Origin of the sequence: Paenibacillus dendritiformis (assembly GCF_021654795.1) — a bacterium.
Taxonomy (GTDB): domain Bacteria; phylum Bacillota; class Bacilli; order Paenibacillales; family Paenibacillaceae; genus Paenibacillus_B.
In genome coordinates this window covers 5,522,942-5,545,118 of record NZ_AP025344.1, presented here as the reverse complement: position 1 = coordinate 5,545,118, position 22,177 = coordinate 5,522,942, and the positions used below count along the sequence as shown (strand labels likewise).

At 57.5% G+C, this 22,177-nt stretch carries 4 protein-coding genes; all 4 read left to right on the top strand.

Annotated features, from left to right (window positions below; genetic code table 11):
- Nucleotides 1–95: 95 nt before the first annotated feature.
- A complete protein-coding gene (locus L6439_RS24515) occupies nt 96–15,089 on the top strand; it encodes a non-ribosomal peptide synthetase (RefSeq protein WP_237096959.1) in 14,994 nt (4,997 codons plus the stop codon).
- Nucleotides 15,090–15,243: 154 nt separating this feature from the next.
- Complete coding sequence (locus L6439_RS24510) at nt 15,244–18,552, top strand: non-ribosomal peptide synthetase (RefSeq protein WP_237096635.1); 3,309 nt, start codon at nt 15,244–15,246, stop codon at nt 18,550–18,552.
- Nucleotides 18,542–20,368, top strand: a complete 1,827-nt coding sequence (locus tag L6439_RS24505; RefSeq protein ID WP_168181686.1) for an ABC transporter ATP-binding protein — start codon at nt 18,542–18,544, stop codon at nt 20,366–20,368. Before L6439_RS24510 ends, L6439_RS24505 begins: the two co-directional genes overlap by 11 nt.
- Entirely contained in the window at nt 20,365–22,098 is a 1,734-nt protein-coding gene (locus L6439_RS24500) for an ABC transporter ATP-binding protein (RefSeq protein WP_213471769.1), read from the top strand. The genes L6439_RS24505 and L6439_RS24500 overlap by 4 nt, the downstream gene beginning before the upstream one ends.
- Nucleotides 22,099–22,177 lie beyond the last annotated feature (79 nt).

Here is a 22,177-nt window from a genome sequence, read left to right as displayed (position 1 = left end):
CCGGGCAAGCGAAGCGGTGACCTGGCGAAAGCCATTGATATTGTTGTCACAGGTTTGAAAAGGCGGGGAGCAAGGCTGCAGCGTTGCTGCGGCATATGCTCCGCCGGATTGCTTTTACCGATGTAGAGAGGGGGACGATCCAGGTGGCTTTTGAAAAAGAAACGTTGTTTTGGAATGAAAAATTCGGTAGCGACGATTATACCTTGTCGCGGCTGCCTTACAGCAAAGCTCCAAGCTCCCAGGCGCCCATTATGACAACCGTCGGCGGTTCGCTTTCGGAGAAAGCGGCGCAGCGCGTCCTTCAAATGAGCAAGGGCGCTCCACTGGCCGCTTTTATGATTTTGCTCGCCGGTGTCCAGTCACTCTTGCATAAATATACAGGCGCTTCTGACATTCTGGTCGGCATGCCGGTTGTACGGAAACCGACGGAGACGCGCCGATCCGTTAATCATACGGTCATTTTGAAAAACTCGCTTTCGGCGGGTGCGACTTTTAAAACGCTTCTGAGCGATCTGAGGACTTCCTTGCCGGAGGCGATTCAGCATCAACATATTCCGTTCTTGAAAATGACGGAGAAGCTGGACCTGCAATATGCAGACGGGATACCCGTCATCCATACGCTAGTATCCCTTAAGGAGCTGCATCTGGACGAAATCGGGCAAAACGTGGTCACGGATTGTTCCTTTGAATTCAGCTTAACCGGCGGGACGATACAGCTAGCGCTGTCATATAACGAGCACTTATATGACTCCAAGTTCATGACTCGGGTCGTCGGCCATCTGAATCGCCTGCTGGCCGTGGGGCTTCACGAGTTGGAGCTGGACATCGTGCGGGTGGACATGCTGTCGGAGGACGAGAAATTTCAATTGCTGCAAAGCTTTAACGATACCGAGAAGGACTATCCCCGTGAGCGGACGATTCATCAGCTCGTGGAGGATCAGGTGAAGCGGGTGCCCGAAGCAACGGCGGTTGTCTTTGAGGGGCGGCGGCTTTCGTACGCGGAGCTGAACGAACGGGCGAACCGGCTGGCGCGGACGCTGCGATCGGTCGGCGTGCTGCCCAATCAGCTGGTAGGCTTGATGGCCAGGAGATCGCTGGAGACGGTCGTTGGCATTCTGGCGGTTCTGAAAGCTGGCGGCGCCTACGTGCCGATCGACCCGGAATACCCGGAAGAACGCATCCGCTACATTCTGGAGAACTCGAACGCGCAGCTGCTGCTGACGCAAAGGGAGCTGAAGCGGCAGGTGCCGTTCGAAGGGACCGTGTTGGCGCTGGATGACGAGCAGGCCTACAGCGACGATGGAACGAACCTGGAGCCGGCCAGCGGTCCGAATGATCTGGCTTATGTCATCTATACGTCAGGTACGACGGGCAAACCCAAAGGGGTCATGCTGGAGCATCGCGGTTTGGTCAGCTTGAAGCTGATGTTCGCGGACAGGCTGGGCATCACGGAGCATGACCGGATCGTTCAATTCGCCAGCCTGTCGTTCGACGCGTCCTGCTGGGAAGTGTTCAAAGCGCTCTATTTTGGCGCGGCTTTGTACATCCCGACGGCCGAGACGATTCTCGACAACCGCCTGTTCGAGAGTTATATGAACGAGCATGCGATTACGGCGGCGATTTTGCCTCCGACGTACAGCGCTTATTTGAACCCGGACCGCCTTCCCAGCTTAACGAAGCTCGTCACGGGAGGCTCGGCGGTATCGGCCGAATTCGTGCAGCAGTGGAAACCGAAGGTCCGCTATTTCAATGCTTACGGCCCTACCGAAGCTTCGATTGTTACGACGCTTTGGGATGCGGATGAGGAGCAGCCGGAGCGCAGAGTCATTCCGATCGGGCGCCCGCTGGCCAATCACCGGATTTTTATTTTGGATGCCCACCTGCAGCTTGTGCCTCCGGGAGTGGACGGCGAGCTGTGCGTGGCAGGCGTGGGGCTTGCGAGAGGTTACCTGAACCATCCGGAGCTGACGGCAGAGAAGTTCGTGGAACATCCGTTTGCGCCGGGAGAACGCCTTTACCGGACGGGAGATCTCGCCCGCTGGCTACCGGACGGAAATATTGAGTACTTGGGCCGGATCGACCATCAGGTGAAAATCCGTGGATTTCGGATCGAGATCGGCGAGATTGAAGAGCAGCTTCTGAAGATCGACTCCGTGCAGGAGACGATGGTAATCGCGCGGGAAGGCAAAAGCGGGCAAGAATTGTGCGCTTACCTGGTCGCGGGCCGCCCGCTTACGCTCGGCGAGCTGAGAAGCGCGCTGGCGCAAAAATTGCCGAATTACATGATTCCGGCGCATTTTGTTCAGCTTCCGCGGATGCCGCTCACGCCGAACGACAAAATCGACCGCAAGGCTTTGCCCGCCCCAGAAGGAAACGCGCTGACCGGCGGCGCGTACGTAGCTCCCCGCAATGAAGCCGAGCGGACGCTTGCCGATGTGTGGCAGGCGGTATTGAACGCCGATCGCGTTGGGGTAACGGATCATTTCTTCGAGCTGGGCGGAGACTCGATCAAGTCCATTCAAGTATCTTCGCGGCTTCATCAAGCCGGGTACAAGCTGGAAATCCGGGATTTGTTCAAATATCCGACGATTTCACAGCTCAGCCTGCATGTGAAACCGATCGGACGTACCATCGATCAAGGCGAAATAACGGGTGAAACGGCGCTGACGCCGATTCAGCATTGGTTTTTCGAGAGCTCCTTTGCCGACCCGCATCATTTCAACCAGTCGGTGATGCTGTACCGGAAGGAACGCTTCGACGAAGAGACGGTGCGTCAGGTGCTGCAAAAGCTGGCCGAGCATCATGACGCCTTGCGGATGGTGTTCCGCAAAACGGAACAAGGATGTAGCCAGCGGAACCGCGCGATTCAGGAAGGCGGGCTGTTCACGCTGGACGTGTTCGACTTCAAGGGTGCGGAGAATACCGCGCAGGCTGTGGAAGCGAAGGCAACGGACATTCAAGCGGGCATCGATCTGGAGAACGGGCCCCTCGTGAAGGCGGGACTGTTCCGGTGCGCGGACGGCGATCATTTGCTGCTCGCGGTTCATCATGCCGTGGTGGACGGCGTGTCTTGGCGCATTTTGATGGAGGATTTCGCTCTGGGTTACGAGCAGGCCGGCAAAAGCGAGGAAATTCGTTTCCCGGCGAAAACGGATGCGTACCGCACTTGGTCCGAGCAGCTGGCCGCTTACGCGCAAAGCCCGGAGATGGCAAAGGAACGGGCTTATTGGCAGGCCGTGGAACAAATTGCGGTTCCGGCCTTGCCGAAGGATCTGGAGGCGGACGTTACGACGCATCAGGACAGCGAATCGCTGTTCGTCCGTTTGACTCCCGAAGAAACGGAGCTGCTGCTGAAGCGGGTTCACCGGGCCTACAACACCGAAATGAACGATATTTTGGTAACGGCGCTCGGCATAGCCGTTCGCAAGTGGACGGGACACGAACGGGTGCGGATCAATCTCGAAGGACACGGACGCGAATCGATCGGAACGGATATCGACATCACGCGCACAGTCGGCTGGTTTACGACCAAGTTTCCGGTCGTCCTGGAGCCGGAAACCGACCGGGTTTTGGCCTATCAGATTAAACAGGTCAAGGAAAGCTTGCGCCGCATCCCGAACAAGGGGCTTGGGTACGGTGTATGCCGCTATCTCTCCAAATCGGAGGATGGCTTTGTTTGGGACGCAGAGCCGGAAATTAATTTTAACTACCTCGGCCAGTTCGACGATGATGTCAATCAGGACGAGATCGGCATATCTATATCTTCTTATTCCAGCGGCAGCCCGGCCAGCGACCGGCAGGCCCGCAGCTTTGTGCTGGATATCAACGGCATGGTGCTGGACGGCGCTCTATCGCTCGATCTCAGCTACAGCCGGAAGCAGTATCGCAAGGAAACGATGGAAGCCTTCGCTCAGCGGCTTGAGCAAAGTCTCCGAGAGCTCATTACCCACTGCGCAGGCAAAGAACACACCGAATTGACGCCGAGCGATGTGCAATTTAAAGGCTTGACCATCGCGGAATTGGAGCAAATTGGCCAGCGCTCGGGCCATGTCGGGGAAATCGAAAATATTTACTCGCTTACGCCGATGCAGAAGGGCATGTGGTTCCACAGCGCGCTTGACCGGCAAACGGCCGCTTACTTCGAGCAGACGCGGTTTACGATGCGGGGAGCGCTTGACGTCCAGCTTTTCGAGAGGAGCTGGATGGAGCTTGCGAAACGTCATCTGGTGCTGCGGGCGAATTTTGTGAAAGGACCAGCGGGCGAGCCGCTGCAAATCATATACCGCGACAAGCCGGTCGGTTTTGAATATGAAGAGCTGCTTCACTTGCAGCCGGACGAGAAACAAGCGTATTTGGATAAAAAGGCCGAGGATGACAAGCTTCGCGGCTTCGACATGGAACATGACGCGCTCGTTCGGGTTACGATCCTGCGCACCGAAGAGCAGAGCTATCATGTGCTGTGGAGTTTCCAGCATATTTTGATGGACGGCTGGTGCCTGCCGCAACTGACGCAGGAGCTGTTCGAGACATACTCGGCCTTGGCATCCGGCAAGCAGCCAGTCGGAGATAAGGGATCGGATTATGGCGCTTATATCGAATGGTTGGAGAAACAGGACGATCAGGCGGCATCCGGCTATTGGACGGCGTTCCTGGCAGGTTACGAAGGGCAAACCGTACTCCCGGGGCAAAAGAAAGCGCAGCCGAACGGCAGATTTACGGCTGATCACGTCACCGCCGAACTGGGCAAGGACTTGAGCGAGCGGATGGACCGGGTGGCGAAAGAGCGTCTGGTTACGGTCAATACGCTGCTGCAAGCCGCTTGGGGCGTGATGCTGCAAAAATATAACGGAACAAACGATGCCGTATTCGGCAGCGTCGTGGCCGGAAGACCGGCGGAAATCCCGGGCATTGAGTCCATGATCGGGCTGTTCATCAATACGGTGCCGGTCCGCATCACGAGCGAAGGGGACACCGTGTTCGCCGACCTGATGGCGAAGCTCCAAGAGCGGGCGCTGGAGTCCGGGCGTTATGCTTACTATCCGCTGTATGAAATTCAAGCCCGGAGCGTGCAAAAGCAAAACCTGATCAACCATATCATCGCTTTCGAGAACTATCCGGTGGACGAGCAGATGGAGCAGGCGGGCGACCAGCAGCACGGCGACCTGACGATCACTGACGTTCAGATGGAGGAGCAGACGAACTATAACTTCAACGTGACCGTGGTGCCGGGAGCCGAGATCGAAATTCGGTTCGACTTTAACGCCGAGGTGTTCGATAAAGACAGCATCGAACGGCTCAAGGGGCATCTCGTCCATCTGCTGGAGCAGGTGACGGATAACCCGGAAATTACCGTGGGTGAGCTGGAACTTGTGACGGAGGCGGAAAAGGCCGACCTTCTCGGACGTTTTAATGACACCACTACGGAATTTCCGCGGCAGCAGACGATTCACGGCTTGTTCGAAGAGCAGGCGGAGCTTTACCCGGACCACGTGGCCGCCGTCATGAACGAGCGGCAGCTGACCTACCGCGAGCTGAACGAGCGATCCAACCGCCTTGCGCGGAAGCTGCGGGAGACGGGAGTAGAAGCGGACCAGCTGGTAGCGATTCTGGCCGAATGCTCGCTCGATATGGTCGTCGGCATTCTGGCGATTCTCAAAGCGGGCGGAGCCTACGTGCCTGTCGATCCCGACTACCCGGAGGAGCGCATCCGCTTCATGATCGAGGATTCGGGCGCGCCGTTATTGCTGATTCAAAAGCATCTGCACGAGAAGACCGACTTCGCAGGAACGCGCCTCGAATTGGATGATTTCGTTTGGGGCGACAGAGGGGCGGACTCCGAAGGTGCGCTGGACGCTTTGAACCTGGAACCGATTTCCGGACCGGGCAACCTGGCTTATGTCATCTACACGTCGGGAACGACCGGCAGACCGAAAGGAACGCTGATCGAGCATAAGAACGTGGTGCGCCTCCTGTTCAACGAAAAGAACCTGTTCGACTTCGGGCCGTCCGACACGTGGACGCTGTTCCACTCGTTCTGCTTCGATTTCTCCGTCTGGGAAATGTACGGAGCGCTGCTGTACGGAGGCAAGCTGGTCATCGTACCGCCGCTCACGGCGAAAAATCCGGCCGATTTCCTGGCGCTGCTGGGCCGCGAACAGGTCACGATTTTGAACCAGACGCCAACGTACTTCTACCAGCTGCTGCGTGAGGTCTTGGCGGATCATCCGTACGATCTGCGGATTCGCAACGTCATCTTCGGGGGCGAAGCGCTGAGTCCGCTGCTGCTCAAGGGCTTCAAGACGAAGTACCCGGAGACGAAGCTGATCAATATGTACGGCATTACCGAGACGACGGTTCACGTGACGTATAAGGAAATTACGCGGGTCGAAATGGAGGCGGCGAAGAGCAATATCGGCAAGCCGATCCCGACGCTGAAGGTGTACGTCCTGGATGAAAACCGCCGCCCAGTGCCGATCGGCGTAGCGGGCGAAATGTACGTGGCCGGGGAAGGCCTGGCGAGAGGATACCTGAACCGTCCGGATCTGACGGCGGAGAAGTTCGTCGATTCCCCGTTTGCGGAGGGGGAGAAGCTGTACCGCTCGGGCGACTTGGGGGCTTGGCTGCCGGACGGCAACATCGAATACCTGGGCCGGATCGACCACCAGGTCAAAATCCGCGGGTACCGGATCGAGCTGGACGAAATCGAGACGCAGCTTCTGAACGTCGAGGGCGTGGAAGAAGCGGTGGTGCTCGCCCGTCAGGACGGCGGGGGCGAGAAGGCGCTTGTCGCCTACTTTGTGGCGGACCGGATGCTGACGGTCAGTGAAATGAGAACCTCGCTGGCCCAGGGAATGCCGGGGTACATGATCCCGTCGTACTTCGTGCAGCTGGAGCGCATGCCGCTGACGTCCAACGGCAAAGTGGACCGCAAAGCGCTGCCGGAGCCGCAAGGCGGCTTGCAAACGGGCGTCGAATACGTAGCGCCGCGTAACCGGACGGAGTCCCAGCTTGTGAAGATCTGGGAGGAAGTGCTGGGTTACTCCGGCATTGGAGTCCTGGACAATTTCTTCGAGCTCGGAGGCCACTCCTTGCGGGCGACGAACCTTGTCAGCAAGATTCAGAAGGAAATGAACGTCGAACTTCCGCTGCGCGACGTATTCCGCTACTCGACGATCGAAGAGATGGCTCTCGCCATCTCCCGGATCGGAGAGCAGTCGTTCTCGTCGATTCCGCTGGCAGGCGCAAGAGCATATTATCCACTTTCCTCAGCTCAGAAGCGGCTGTTTATCCTGAATCAGCTGGAAGGGGCCGATCAGAGCTACAACATGCCGGGCGTGCTGCTGCTGGAAGGATCGATTGACCGGAGCCTGCTGGAGAAGGCTTTCCGCGGACTGATCGCACGGCACGAAACGCTGCGAACCGGCTTTGAGATCGTACAAGGCGAAGCATTACATCGCATTTACGAGAGCGTCGACTTTGCCGTCGAGTACCGTCATGCGAGCGAGGAAGAAGCGCCTGAAGTCGTGCAGGCCTTCATCCGGCCTTTCGACTTGGCGAAGCCTCCGCTGCTGCGGGCGGAGCTCGTAGAGCTGGCAGCCGAACGTTATTTGCTGATTTTCGACATGCACCATATCGTCTCCGACGGGGTTTCGATGGACGTGTTAGTCGAGGAACTCGTTCGTCTGTACGGCGGCGAGTCGTTAGAGCCTTTGCGCATTCAATACAAGGACTATTCGGTATGGCAGCAGTCGGACGAGCAAAAAGTGCAGTTGAAACGCCAGGAAGCTTACTGGCTGGACCGTTACCGGGGCGAGCTGCCGGTTCTGGAAATGCCGACGGACTATCCGCGTCCTGCCGTGCAGAGCTTTGAGGGACAAACGCTGACGTCCTTCGTGGACGAGGCAACGAACGAAGGCTTGAAGCAGCTGGCCGCTCAAAGAGGAACGACGCTGTATATGGTGCTGCTTGCGGCATATACCGTGCTTTTGCATAAATACACAGGTCAGGACGATTTGATCGTCGGAACGACGATTGCGGGCAGAACGCACGGAGACACGCAGCCTCTGATCGGAATGTTCGTCAATACGCTGGCGCTCCGCAATTATCCGGCTTCGGAGAAGAGCTTCCTGTCGTATCTGGAAGAAGTGAAAGAAACGACCTTAGGCGCTTACGAGCATCAGAATTATCCGTTTGAAGAGCTCGTCGATAAAGTGCAGGTCAGCCGGGATTTGAGCCGCAACCCGCTGTTTGATACGATGTTCTCCCTGCAAAACTTGGAGGATAAAGAGTTTAAGCTGGAAGGGCTGAAATTGTCCCCGTACCCTAGTGAATACGGCACGGCCAAGTTCGATCTGAGTGTGGATGTTACGGAAGAAAACGGCGGCCTGGAGTGCAGCTTTGAATTCGCAACGGCTCTTTATAAAGAAAGCACGATCCGGCGGCTGTCGACTCATTTTGGACATTTACTTGCGGCGATCGTAAGCCGTCCGGATGCGAAGATTGCCGAGTTGGGCATTTTGACACCAGCGGAAAAAGAACAAATTCTCGGCGCGTTCAACCCGGCGCAGCCGGAAGCGGCTCCTGCGGCGGCGTTCCACCGGCTGTTCGAGGAACAGGCGGAACGCACGCCGGAAGCGGAGGCCGTCGTGTACGAGAACGATCGGCTGACGTATGCGGAGCTGAACGAACGGGCGAACCGCTTGGCGGCCACGCTGCGCGCAAGCGGCATCGGCCGGGAGACGATCGTCGGCATTCTCGCCGAGCGTTCGGTGGACTTGCTGGTGGCCGTGCTGGCCGTCTGGAAAGCGGGCGGGGCGTATGTGCCGCTCGATCCGGATTATCCGGCGGACCGCGTGCGGTTCATGCTTGAAGACAGCGGAGCGAAGGTGCTGCTGACGCAAATGCCGCTGCGGGAACGCGCCGAAGCCTGGCTCGGCGAAGAGGAACTGGCGCTGGCGGCGGTGCTCTACCTCGACGACGAAGCCTCGTACAGCGAGGAGCGGGCGAATACGCCGATTGGCTCCGGCATGGTCTCCGGCAAGCTGACGGCTGCTGTGGATGACGGCGATGAGAGCCATCAGCATGTCGGCACCGACAGCTTCCATGAAGCCCGTCCGGAGGATCTGGCGTACGTGATCTACACGTCGGGAACGACGGGCAAGCCGAAAGGCGTGATGATCGAGCACCGCAGCCTGGTGAACACGGCAGCGGGCTACCGGCGGGAATACCGGTTGGATCAGTTCCCGGTACGGCTGCTGCAGCTCGCAAGCTTCTCGTTCGACGTGTTCGTGGGAGATATCGCGCGGACGCTGTATAACGGAGGCACGATGGTGATTGTGCCGAAGGATGACCGGATCGATCCGTCTCGTCTGCACTACTGGATCAGCCAGCAGCAAGTGACGATCTTCGAATCGACGCCGGCGCTGATCGTGCCGTTCCTGGAGTACGTGCACGAGCAGCGGCTGGATATGAGCGGGATGGAGCTGTTGATCACGAGCTCGGACAGCTGCAGCGTGGCGGATTACCGGTCCTTGCAGGAACGCTTCGGCTCGTTGTTCCGGATCATCAATGCTTATGGCGTGACGGAAGCGGCGATCGACTCCAGCTTCTACGACGAGGAGCTGACGAAGCTGCCACAGACAGGCCATGTGCCAATCGGCAAAGCGTGGCTGAATGCGAAATTCTACATTGTGGATGCGCATCTGAACCCGGTGCCGGTCGGGGTGCTGGGCGAGCTGGTCATCGGCGGAGCCGGCGTGGCGCGCGGGTACTTGAACCGTCCGGAGCTGACGGAAGAGAAGTTCGTAGACAGTCCGTTCGCCGCGGGCGAGCGGCTGTACCGCACGGGAGACTTGGCGCGGTGGATGGAGGAGGGGAACGTGGACTTCATCGGCCGGATCGACAACCAGGCGAAAATCCGGGGCTACCGGATCGAGACGGGCGAGATCGAGTCGCAGCTGCTGCGGGTGGAAGGCGTGCGCGAAGCGGTGGTGCTGGTTCGAAGTGACGCGAACGGGCAGAAGACGTTATGCGCGTATTACACGCTGGATACCGGAGCGGAACTGGCAGTGAACGATTTACGCAGCACGCTGGCGCAGGAGCTGCCGGGCTACATGATCCCGTCGTACTTCGTGGAGCTGGAGGGCCTGCCTCTGACGCCGAACGGAAAGATTGACCGGAAGGCGCTGCCGGCGCCGGAAGGAGAAGCGGGAAGCGGAACGGAGTACGTCGCACCGCGCAATGAGCTGGAAACGAGGCTGGCGGCGATATGGCAGGAGGTGCTGGGGCTTGCGAAGGAGATTGGCGTTCACGACAACTTCTTCGACATCGGCGGCCACTCCCTGCGGGCGACGACGCTGGTCAGCAAGGTGCACAAGGAACTGAGCGTGGATCTGCCGCTGCGCGACGTGTTCCGCCATTCCACGATCGAGAGCATGGCGGCCGCCATTTCCCGGCTGGATGAGCAGACATTCGTTGCCATTCCGGTGGCGGATGACCGGGAGGTGTACCCGCAATCTTTTGCTCAAAAACGTCTCTTTATCCTGAATCAACTGGAAGACGCGGAGCTTAGCTACAACATGCCGGAGGCGATGCTGCTGGAGGGGGCTTTGGACCGGACAAGGTTCGAAGAAGCGTTCCGTAAGCTCATGGCGCGGCATGAAATGCTGCGCACCGGGTTCGAAATGGTGGATGGCGAAGCATCGCAGCGGATTTACCAGGACTTGAATTTTACGGTGGAGTTCTATCGAGCGGATGAGCAAGAGGCCGAAGAGACGGTTCGCCGTTTCGTCCGTCCATTTGACCTGGCGAAGCCTCCGCTGCTGAGAGTAGGCCTTGTCGAGCTGGCTCCGGAACGCCATATTCTAATGTATGATATGCATCATATTATTTCCGACGGTGTCTCGATGGAAATCTTTGTTGAAGAATTCGTCCGCTTGTACGGCGGCGAGCAATTGGAGCCTCTGCGCATTCAGTACAAAGACTACACCGTTTGGCAGCATTCGCAGGAGCAGAAGGAACGGCTTCAACATCAGGAGGCGTACTGGCTGGACATGTTCCAAGGCGAGCTTCCGGTGCTGGAAATGCCGACCGACTATCCGCGTCCGGCCGTGCAGAGTTACGAAGGACAAACGCTGGAGTTTTTCTTCGACGCTTCGAAAACCGACGGCCTGAAGCAGCTTGCCTCGGAAACGGGCACAACGCTGTTTATGGTGCTGCTTGCGGCGTATAAAGTGCTTCTGCATAAATATTCAGGTCAGGAAGACGTAATTGTCGGTACGCCGATTGCCGGAAGGAATCATGGAGATGTGCAGCCGTTGATCGGGATTTTTCTAAACACGCTGGCTATCCGCAGTTATCCGGCTTCGGAGAAGACATTCCTGTCATACCTGAACGAAGTCAAAGAAACGACTCTCCACGCCTTCGAGCATCAAAACTATCCGTTTGAAGAATTGGTGGATAAGGTGCAAGTCCCCCGTGATTTAAGCCGCAATCCGCTCTTCGACACGCTGTTTACGATGCAGAATACAGAGAACGAGGAATTTGAGCTGGAAGGGCTTCGCCTGGTTCCTTATCCGAGCGCACTGGATACCGCGAAGTTTGATATCAGCTTGGATGTGGGCGAGGAGAACGGCGGCTTGGATTACAGCTTCGAATATGCGACGGCTCTATACAAAAGGGAGACGATCGAACGGGTGGCGAAGCATTACGAGCAGCTGCTCGTAGCGATCGTAAGCCGTCCGGATGCGAAGATTGCCGAGCTGAACTTGTTGACGGCAGAGGAAAAAGAACAAATTCTCGTCGAGCTCAACCCTGCGCAGCCGGAAGCGGCTCCTGCGGCCGCGTTCCATCGGCTGTTCGAGGAACAGGCGGAGCGCACGCCGGAAGCGGAGGCCGTCGTGTACGAGAACGACCGGCTGACGTATGCGGAGCTGAACGAGCGGGCGAACCGCTTGGCGGCCATACTGCGCGCAAGCGGCATCGGCCGGGAGACGATCGTCGGCATTCTCGCCGAGCGTTCGGTGGACTTGCTGGTGGCCGTGCTGGCCGTCTGGAAAGCGGGCGGGGCGTATGTGCCGCTCGACCCCGATTATCCGGCAGACCGCGTGCGGTTCATGCTTGAAGACAGCGGAGCGAAGGTGCTGCTGACGCAAACGCCGCTGCGAGAGCGTGCCGAAGCCTGGCTCGGCGAAGAGGAGCTGGCGCTGGCGGCGGTGCTGTACCTCGACGACGAAGCGTCGTACAGCGAGGAGCGGGCGAATGCGCCGATTGGCTCCGGCATGGTCTCCGGCAAGCTGACGGCTGCTGTGGATGCCAGCGATGAGAGCCATCCGCATGTTGGCATGGGCAGCTTCCATGAAGCCCGTCCGAAGGATTTGGCGTACGTGATCTACACATCGGGAACGACGGGCAAGCCGAAGGGCGTGATGATCGAGCATCGCAGCCTGGTGAACACGGCGGCGGGCTACCGGCGGGAATACCGGTTGGATCAGTTCCCGGTGCGGCTGCTGCAGCTCGCCAGCTTCTCGTTCGACGTGTTCGTGGGAGATATCGCGCGGACGCTGTACAACGGAGGCACGATGGTGATTGTGCCGAAGGACGACCGGATCGATCCGTCTCGTCTGCACTACTGGATGGAGCGGGAGCGGGTCACCATCTTCGAATCGACGCCGGCGCTGATCGTGCCGTTCCTGGAGTACGTGCACGAGCAAGGGCTGGATATGAGCGGGATGGAGCTGTTGATCACGAGCTCGGACAGCTGCAGCGTGGCGGATTACCGGACCTTGCAGGAGCGCTTCGGCTCGTTATTCCGGATCATCAACGCCTACGGCGTGACGGAAGCGGCGATCGACTCCAGCTTCTACGACGAGCCGCTGACGAAGCTGCCGCAGACAGGCCATGTGCCGATCGGCAAAGCGTGGCTGAATGCGAAATTCTACATCGTGGACGCGCATTTGAATCCGGTGCCGGTTGGGGTGCTGGGCGAGCTGGTTATCGGCGGAGCCGGCGTGGCGCGCGGGTACTTGAACCGTCCGGAGCTGACGGAAGAGAAGTTCGTAGACAGTCCGTTCGCCGCGGGCGAGCGGCTGTACCGCACGGGAGACTTGGCGCGGTGGATGGAGGACGGGAACGTGGACTTCATCGGCCGGATCGACAACCAGGCGAAAATCCGGGGGTACCGGATTGAAACGGGCGAGATCGAGTCGCAGCTGCTGCGGGTGGAAGGCGTACGCGAAGCGGTGGTGCTGGTTCGAAGTGACGCGAACGGGCAGAAGGCGCTATGCGCGTATTACACGCTGGATACCGGAGCGGAGCTGGCAGTGAACGATCTGCGCGGCTCGCTGGCACAGGAGCTGCCGGGCTACATGATCCCGTCGTACTTCGTGGAGCTGGAGGGTCTGCCTCTGACGCCGAACGGAAAGATTGACCGGAAGGCGCTGCCAGCGCCGGAAGGGGAAGCGGGAAGCGGAACGGAGTACGTCGCACCGCGCAATGAGCTGGAAACGAAGCTGGCGGCGATTTGGCAGGAGGTGCTGGGGCTTGCGAAGGAGATTGGCGTTCACGACAACTTCTTCGACATTGGCGGCCACTCCCTGCGGGCGACGACGCTGGCGGGCAAGGTATTTAAGGAATTAAACGTCAATGTGCCGCTGCGCGACGTATTCCGTCACTCGACGATTGCGGCGATGGCCGAGGCGATCGCCCGGATGGAACGGCAGGAGCATGAGCTCATTCCTCAAGCGGAGGAAAGAGAGTACTATCCTCTGTCCTCCGCGCAGAAACGGCTGTTCATTCAGCACACGCTGGATGGGGCCGATCAGCTTTACAACATGCCGGAGCTGGTGCAGGTGGAAGGTCAGTTTGATTTAGACCGGTTGGAAGCCGCTTTGCGGAAATTGATAACACGGCACGAATCGCTGCGCACCGGTTTTGAAATCGTGAAGGGTGAAGCGGTTCAGCGAATTTACCCGCAGGTCGATTTTGCTGTCGAGCATCATCAAGCAGATAAAGAGGATGCGGCTCAAATTGAGCAGATCGTTCGAAGCTTTGTTCGTCCGTTTGATCTCGGCAAGCCGCCGCTGCTGCGTGCCGGGGTCATTGAACTGGAGCCAAATCTGTATATTCTCCTTTTCGACATGCACCATATCGTGTCCGACGGGGTATCAATGGCGATTGTGATGGATGAGTTCTCGAGTTTCTACGCCGGGCAGGAACTGCCGCCACTGCGCATTCAATACAAGGATTATGCCGTTTGGCAGCAGTCGAAAGCTCACCGAGAGCGGATCGGACGGCAGGAAGCGTACTGGCTGCAAACCTTTGAAGGCGAGCTGCCAACGGCGGACCTGCCGATGGACTATGAACGGTCTGCGGTTCGCAACTACGAAGGCGCGCATCTGGAGTTCAACGTCGAAGCTTCTCTCTCTCTGCGGCTGCGCGAATTGGCGGCCGAGCGTGAAAGCACGCTGTTCATGGTGCTGCTTGCGGCTTATACCGTGCTGCTGTCCAAGTATAGCGGTCAGGAGGACTTAATCGTGGGCACCCCGGTGGCGGGAAGAACGAATGCCGATTTGGAACCGGTCATCGGCATGTTTGTCAATACGCTGGCGATCCGAAATCGTCCGTCGGGCGACAAAACGTTCTTGTCTTACCTGGAAGAAGTAAAGGAAACGGCTTTGGGCGCTTTCGAGAACCAGGATTATCCATTCGAAGAACTCGTGGAGCGTTTGAATGTGAAGCGGGAGCCTGGCCGCTTCCCGTTGTTCGATGCCGTTTTCGATTTGCAAAATATCGAAGAACGAGACGCCGAGCTGGAAGGGGTCAGCCTGAAGAATTACGAGCTTGACCAATTGGAAGAAGCGAAGTTCGATCTGACGCTGTTTATGTATGAAAACAACGGGGCGCTAAGCGGGGGCTTCTTCTACGCCACCAAGCTGTTCAAAGAAGCGATGATCCGCACCTTGACCGAGGATTACCTGCGGATACTGTCTCAAATTGCGGAAAATCCGCAACTCGAGCTAAGCCGGATTGAATGTCACAAACCGTCGGCAGGCGCAAAGAGTGCCGTCGATACGATCGAATTCGCGTTTTAATCCTATAAGTGCGCCTCCGCCGTCAAGCGAAAGCGGCGCGCATCCCAAGGAAGACGGCGAACAACGTCCAAGCCCGTAAACGCGCAGGCCGAAAACAAGCTTTTTCGGACCTGCGCCGGGGCAAGGGGTTACTTCATTTTTAGGGGAGGTACGAATGAAATCTTTATTTGAAAAGGAAGAACGGTATTGGAGCGGCAAGTTTGACGCCGATGACTGCCTGAGCTTCCTTCCCTACAGTCAATCCTCCAAATTATCCGCCGACGGGGAAGCTGCGGCCGAGCCGGGCTTGCTTCACCGTACTCTGCCGAGCGAACTCTCGGAGAGAATCATTCGCCTCGCCAACGGTTCGGATTTGGCTTTGTACATGATTGTTTTGGCAGGAGTAAAAAGCCTGCTGTTCAAATATACCGGGCAGGACCAAGTGCTGGTCGGCATGCCTTCTTATAGCGCAGACCCCGACGGGACTCCGCCGCCGCATGACATCTTGGTGATCAAGACGGCCGTAAGCCATCAGACTACGCTGAAAACGCTGCTCGGGGGCATCAAAGCTTCCATCGGCGAGGCGCTGGAGCATCAGCATCTGCCTTTTCCAAAAATGGTGGAGCCGCTCCATCTGGACTATACGGGGGACGGCCTCCCGGTCGTCAACACCGTCGCATCTTTCGCCCCGATTCATCCGGTACCGCTGGGTAACCGGGTGGCGGCCGATACGGTTTTTCAATTTGACCGCCAAAACCACTCTATCGAGCTGGAAATAAGCTTTGACGGGCAGCGGTACGAGCGGGCATTTGTGGAACAGGCGGCCGACCATCTTGTTCGGCTGCTGTCCTTGCTTTTATTTCAGCCGGATCTGGAGCTTGGACAAGCCGATGTGCTGTCCCCAGACGAGAGGGAGACGCTGCTGAAGCGATTTAATGACACCGAAACCGGGTTCGAGCGGGGGAAAACGATTCACGGCTTGTTCGAAGAGCAGGCGGAGCTTTACCCGGACCACGTGGCCGCCGTCATGAACGAGCGGCAGCTGACCTACCGCGAGCTGAACGAGCGATCCAACCGCCTTGCAAGGAAGCTGCGGGAGACGGGAGTAGAAGCGGACCAGCTGGTAGCGATTCTGGCCGAACGCTCGCTCGATATGGTCGTCGGCATTCTGGCGATTCTCAAAGCGGGCGGAGCCTACGTGCCTGTCGATCCCGACTACCCGGAGGAGCGCATCCGCTTCATGATCGAGGATTCGGGCGCGCCGTTATTGCTGATTCAAAAGCATCTGCACGAGAAGACCGACTTCGCAGGAACGCGCCTCGAATTGGATGATTTCGTTTGGGGCGACAGAGGGGCGGACTCCGAAGGTGCGCTGGACGCTTTGAACCTGGAACCGATTTCCGGACCGGGCAACCTGGCTTATGTCATCTACACGTCGGGAACGACCGGCAGACCGAAAGGAACGCTGATCGAGCATAAGAACGTGGTGCGCCTCCTGTTCAACGAAAAGAACCTGTTCGACTTCGGGCCGTCCGACACGTGGACGCTGTTCCACTCGTTCTGCTTCGATTTCTCCGTCTGGGAAATGTACGGAGCGCTGCTGTACGGAGGCAAGCTGGTCATCGTACCGCCGCTCACGGCGAAAAATCCGGCCGATTTCCTGGCGCTGCTGGGCCGCGAACAGGTCACGATTTTGAACCAGACGCCAACGTACTTCTACCAGCTGCTGCGTGAGGTCTTGGCGGATCATCCGTACGATCTGCGGATTCGCAACGTCATCTTCGGGGGCGAAGCGCTGAGTCCGCTGCTGCTCAAGGGCTTCAAGACGAAGTACCCGGAGACGAAGCTGATCAATATGTACGGCATTACCGAGACGACGGTTCACGTGACGTATAAGGAAATTACGCGGGTCGAAATGGAGGCGGCGAAGAGCAATATCGGCAAGCCGATCCCGACGCTGAAGGTGTACGTCCTGGATGAAAACCGCCGCCCAGTGCCGATCGGCGTAGCGGGCGAAATGTACGTGGCCGGGGAAGGCCTGGCGAGAGGATACCTGAACCGTCCGGATCTGACGGCGGAGAAGTTCGTCGATTCCCCGTTTGCGGAGGGGGAGAAGCTGTACCGCTCGGGCGACTTGGGGGCTTGGCTGCCGGACGGCAACATCGAATACCTGGGCCGGATCGACCATCAGGTGAAAATCCGCGGGTACCGGATCGAGCTGGATGAAATCGAGACACAGCTTCTGAACGTCGAGGGCGTGGAAGAAGCGGTGGTGCTTGCCCGTGACGACGCGAACGGCCATAAGCAGCTTGTCGCTTACTACGTCGCGGAAACGAGGCTGGCGGCGCATGAACTCAAGGAGGAGCTCGCCAAGCAGCTTCCAGGGTATATGCTTCCTTCGCACCTCGTGCAGCTTTCGCGGATGCCGCTGACCCCCAACGGGAAAATCGACCGCAAAGCGCTGCCCGCCCCGGAGGAAGCCGCGGTCAGAGGAGCAGAATATGTAGCGCCGAGAACGCTGCTCGAAATGAAGATCGCCCGCGTCTGGCAGGATACGCTTGGCGTTCCGCAGGTCGGCGTAAAGGATAACTTTTTTGAGTTGGGTGGCAATTCATTAAGTCTGATGAGGCTCGTTCAAGCCGTTTACGATGAAACGGGCATCGAGATACCGCTGAACCGCCAATTCCATCATGTAACGGTTGAAGCCATGGCTTTCGGAGAGGGGGATCTGGGCCTGGATAAAGGGGGAGACTCCTTCATTAAGCTGAATAAAGCAGGAGATCTGAACGTGTTCTGCTTCCCTCCGGGCAGCGGCTTCGGCATCGGTTACCGGGAGCTCGCAAGCAGACTCGACGGCCAGTTTTTGCTCTACGGCATTGATTTTATCGACGATGCCGCCGATTACGAGGTCATGCTGAACCGTTATGTAGACGAGATCGTCCGCATCCAGCCCGAAGGACCTTACGTGCTGCTCGGCTACTGCTTTGGAGGCAATCTCACGTTCGAGGTAGCCAAAACGATGGAGAAAAGAGGGTATTCCGTAACGGACGTGCTCATGGTGGATTCGTGGATTAAGGACACGCTGACGCCTCCCGAAACGTCGGAGAAAGAGCTTGAAGAAATGCTTGCCGATTTCGACGAAGAAGAGAAGGAATTAATGAGCAACCCGCTCGTGCGGGAGCGGGTTCATCAGAAGGTCAAAGCGACTTTGGCGTACGAAGCGCAGCTTATTAACTCCGGCACGGTTCCGGCCCGGATTTACGAGCTGATTGCGAAGGACAGCGAAGCGTTCCGCCTGGAGCACCAATTGCCGTCCTGGCGGGGGGCAACGACGCAAGCTTACGCCGATTACCGGCTGGAGGGCGCGCACGAGGAATTGCTGGAACTCGCGCGCGTGGACGAAACGGCCGTTGTCATCCGGGACATCTTAGAGCAAGTCAAGCGGCAGATCGAAGCGGAGGCCGGGGTACTGCATGGAAGCTGACCGGCAGCCGTCTGTTCGAGAGCACGGCACAGCGGCGCCTTCCAAGCGCCAATCCGCTTACGCCACCTGGAAAGCGTTCCGCTGGCTGATGTCCTATGTAAGCCGTCACAAAGGCTGGATGATCGTCGGTACCTTGTCTGCAATTGCCGCCGCCGTTATTGAGATATGGACGGGAAGTTTGATCGAGCAGCTGACCACCCAGGCCGAGAAGGGGGCGGGGCCAATCGTTCTGCAAATCGTGTACACGGTCTTTGTGGTCATCTTGATCGGTGTGCCGGCGAAGTATTTCATGAGCTTCGGGGTGGAGCGAAGCAGCGCCTCTGCGGTGCAGGATATCCGCAACCATGTCATGCGTCATATCGGCAAACTCCCGGTCTCCTATTTGGAAAAGCAGCATTCCGGCGACGTGTTGTCGCGGATCAACAACGACCTGCAGCTCATCCAGCAGTTTATGATTCGGGACCTTGCCCAGTGGTTTTATCATCCGCTATTGTTCATTGGCTGTTTCGCTTATTTGATCTACCTCCAATGGGAGCTGATGCTTTACAGCCTGCTGTTATTTCCCTTAGCGCTGCTGGTTTCCCAATGGATCGGCAAGCAGTTGGAACGGTTGACGGAGGAAGCCCAGGCGAACATGGGCCGAATGAACGTCAACCTCCAGGATACGCTCGGGGGTATGCCTATTGTAAAAAGCTACCTGCTATCCGGCATGTTATCTCGCTCCTACCAAGTGCTGCTGCAATTGACAGCTCAAAAAAAGCTGGCTGTGAAAAAGCGGGAAGCCTGGGTCAACCCGCTGCTTTCCACGCTGATGATCAGCCCGATCATTTTTGCCGTCAGTTACGGAAGCTATTTGATCTACAACGGGCAGCTAGGCGCGGGAGAGCTGATCGCCTTCCTGTACTTGCTGAATCTGTGTCTGGAGCCGCTGGAGCATATACCCGAGCTCATCACGCGGACGTTCGAAATGGCCGGTGCCCTGAGAAGGGTCTCCGAAATCGTCGAGCAGCCGACCGAAACGGAAAATGGCCGTTCGCTGCCGAAAGCGAGCGCCGCTCCCATCGAGTTTCAGAACGTAACCTTCGGGTATGAGGAGAGCTCCCCGATCCTGCGGAATGTTAGCTTTTCGGTGCCGGAAGGGAAGACGATCGCGCTTGTCGGAGCGAGCGGCGGAGGGAAGAGCACGGTGTTAAAGCTTGTATGCGGCTTTTATCCGCTTCCGGAGGATCAGGGTGAGATCCGCGTGTTCGGCAGCCTGATCCACGGTGCCGATCCGGAGCAGCTTCGGTCGCATTTTTCCGTGGTAACCCAGGATTCATATTTGTTTAGCGGCACGATCGCCGAAAATATCGGCTACGGGCGTGAAGATGCGTCGATGGACGAGATTATCGAAGCCGCCAAAGCCGCTCAGGCGCATTCCTTCATTATGCAGCTTGCGGGCGGATACCAGACGTATGTCGGAGAGCGCGGAGGATTTTTGTCCGGCGGGCAGCGCCAGCGCATAGCAATGGCCCGGGCTTTTCTGAAGGATGCTCCCGTTCTGCTGCTGGACGAGCCAACGTCGGCTCTTGATCCGGAGTCGGAAAGCGCGGTTCAGGAAGCGCTGGGCGTATTGATGAAGAATAGAACGACCATGGTTATTGCCCACCGGCTTTCTACAGTTCAAAACGCCGACGAAATTTGGGTCATGGAACAGGGGAATATTGTTGAAAAGGGCACTCATGAACAATTGCTGGAGAGGAAGGGACTGTACGCCCAGTCGTACTACCAGGAATTTACCGATTCTGCCGAACGCAGGGAGGTGGCGTACACATGAAAAAGGGCGGATGGCTTTCGCAAGTGAAAGAACTCGGCTACTTGCTGACCTTTATGAACCGCAAGCGCAAAACCCAGTACGCCATTGGCCTGGCCGTGACGGCGCTCACCCAGACATTGTTCCTGATCGCCTTCAGTTTGGTCGTACATAACTTGGTTGATTTCGCCGTGTCTCGAGATACGTCCCTGATGGTGGACGCCTTTATTATTTTGGGTGCGGCGCTGTTCCTGGAAAATGTGATTTCACCTTGGTTCATTTACTTATACCAGCGCAGTGTCGAGCTGACTGTGCTGAATATCCGCGAACGTCTTTACGACAAGCTGTGCCGGGTGCGGCCGAGATTTCTGGAACAGACGCACCATGGGGACTTGCTGTCGCGGGTGAACAACGACGTAACGACCGTTGAGTTTACATTTTCGCAGGTTTACTTCGTTTTGCTGCTTCAAATTGTTTTTTGCATCGGCTCCATTGTCTCCATGGTGTTGATCGATTGGCGGTTTGCTGGCGTATCCTTCGTCATTCTGCTGCTGTCCTCCGTGGTCAGCCTGAAATTTGCGCGGGATATTCGCGCCCTGTCCGAACAAGGCTTGCAAACACTCGGTAAAATGACCGAAAAATTCAAAGATTTTATGGGCGGCATTCAAATTGTGAAGCTGTTCCGCATCCGTACGATTTACAACCAGTACGAAGCGTTGAACGAACAAATGACGCAGACGCTTCGGCAAACCGCGCAGAAGAATGGCATGCAGGCTGCGGTGAACCATTTTATCAGCTACGTCACGTTTTGCGGCATCATCGTCATCGGCAGTCTTCTTTATGCCTACGGACTGATGGGCATGGGAAGCGTCGCTGCCCTTGCGGTTCTGCAAGTGAATCTGACGCACGCCTTGTTGGAATTGGGGACGGTTCTGTCGATGACCCAAAATTCGCTCGCGGGCGCTCACCGGATTCAAGAGGTACTAAGAGAGGAAGAGGAACCGGAGCGTTTGGGATCTCCTTACAGCGAGCTCGTGTCGGAGGCTGCGGTGGAGTTTCGAGATGTGGAATTTTCCTATCAGGCGGATAAAAAGGTGCTTGTCGAGATGTCGATGCAGGTGTTTCCCGGCCAGGTCGCCGCTATCGTGGGGGCCAGCGGCAGCGGCAAAAGTACGCTGATCAAGCTGCTGCTCGGCTTTTATCCTGTGGACAGCGGAGAAATCCTGCTCCAAGGCAAACCGTTCGGCCATTATACGCTGGAGGAAATCCGCAGGCAGATTGCATACGTTCCGCAGGAGCCGTTCTTGTTTACCGGCACGATTGAGGAAAATATCCGCTACGGCAACCCGGATGCAACGGATGAAGAAGTGATCGAGGCGGCCAAAGCGGCATACGCTCACCATTTCATTCAGGAACTTCCTGAACATTATCAAACGCCGGTGGGAGAGAGAGGAGCGTCGTTGTCGGGCGGACAAAGGCAGCGAATTGCGATCGCCCGGGCGATTCTCAAAAACGCCCCGATCCTGCTGCTGGACGAAGCGACTTCCGCGCTGGATAACGAATCCCAGCATTGGGTACAGCAGGCCCTGAACGAATTGATGAAGGGGCGCACCACCATTCTGATTGCCCACCGTCTCAGCACCGTGGAACAGGCGGATTTGATTACCGTCATGAATCAAGGCACGGTCGTCGAGCGGGGCCGCCATCAGGACCTGCTGGCGCTCGGGGGTTATTACGCCCGGCTGTACGGTTAGCCTATCTACAAACAATCTCTAAACCGGGAGGGTGTCGATGTGAAAGTGAATACCAACAAGCAATATGGATTAACGCAAG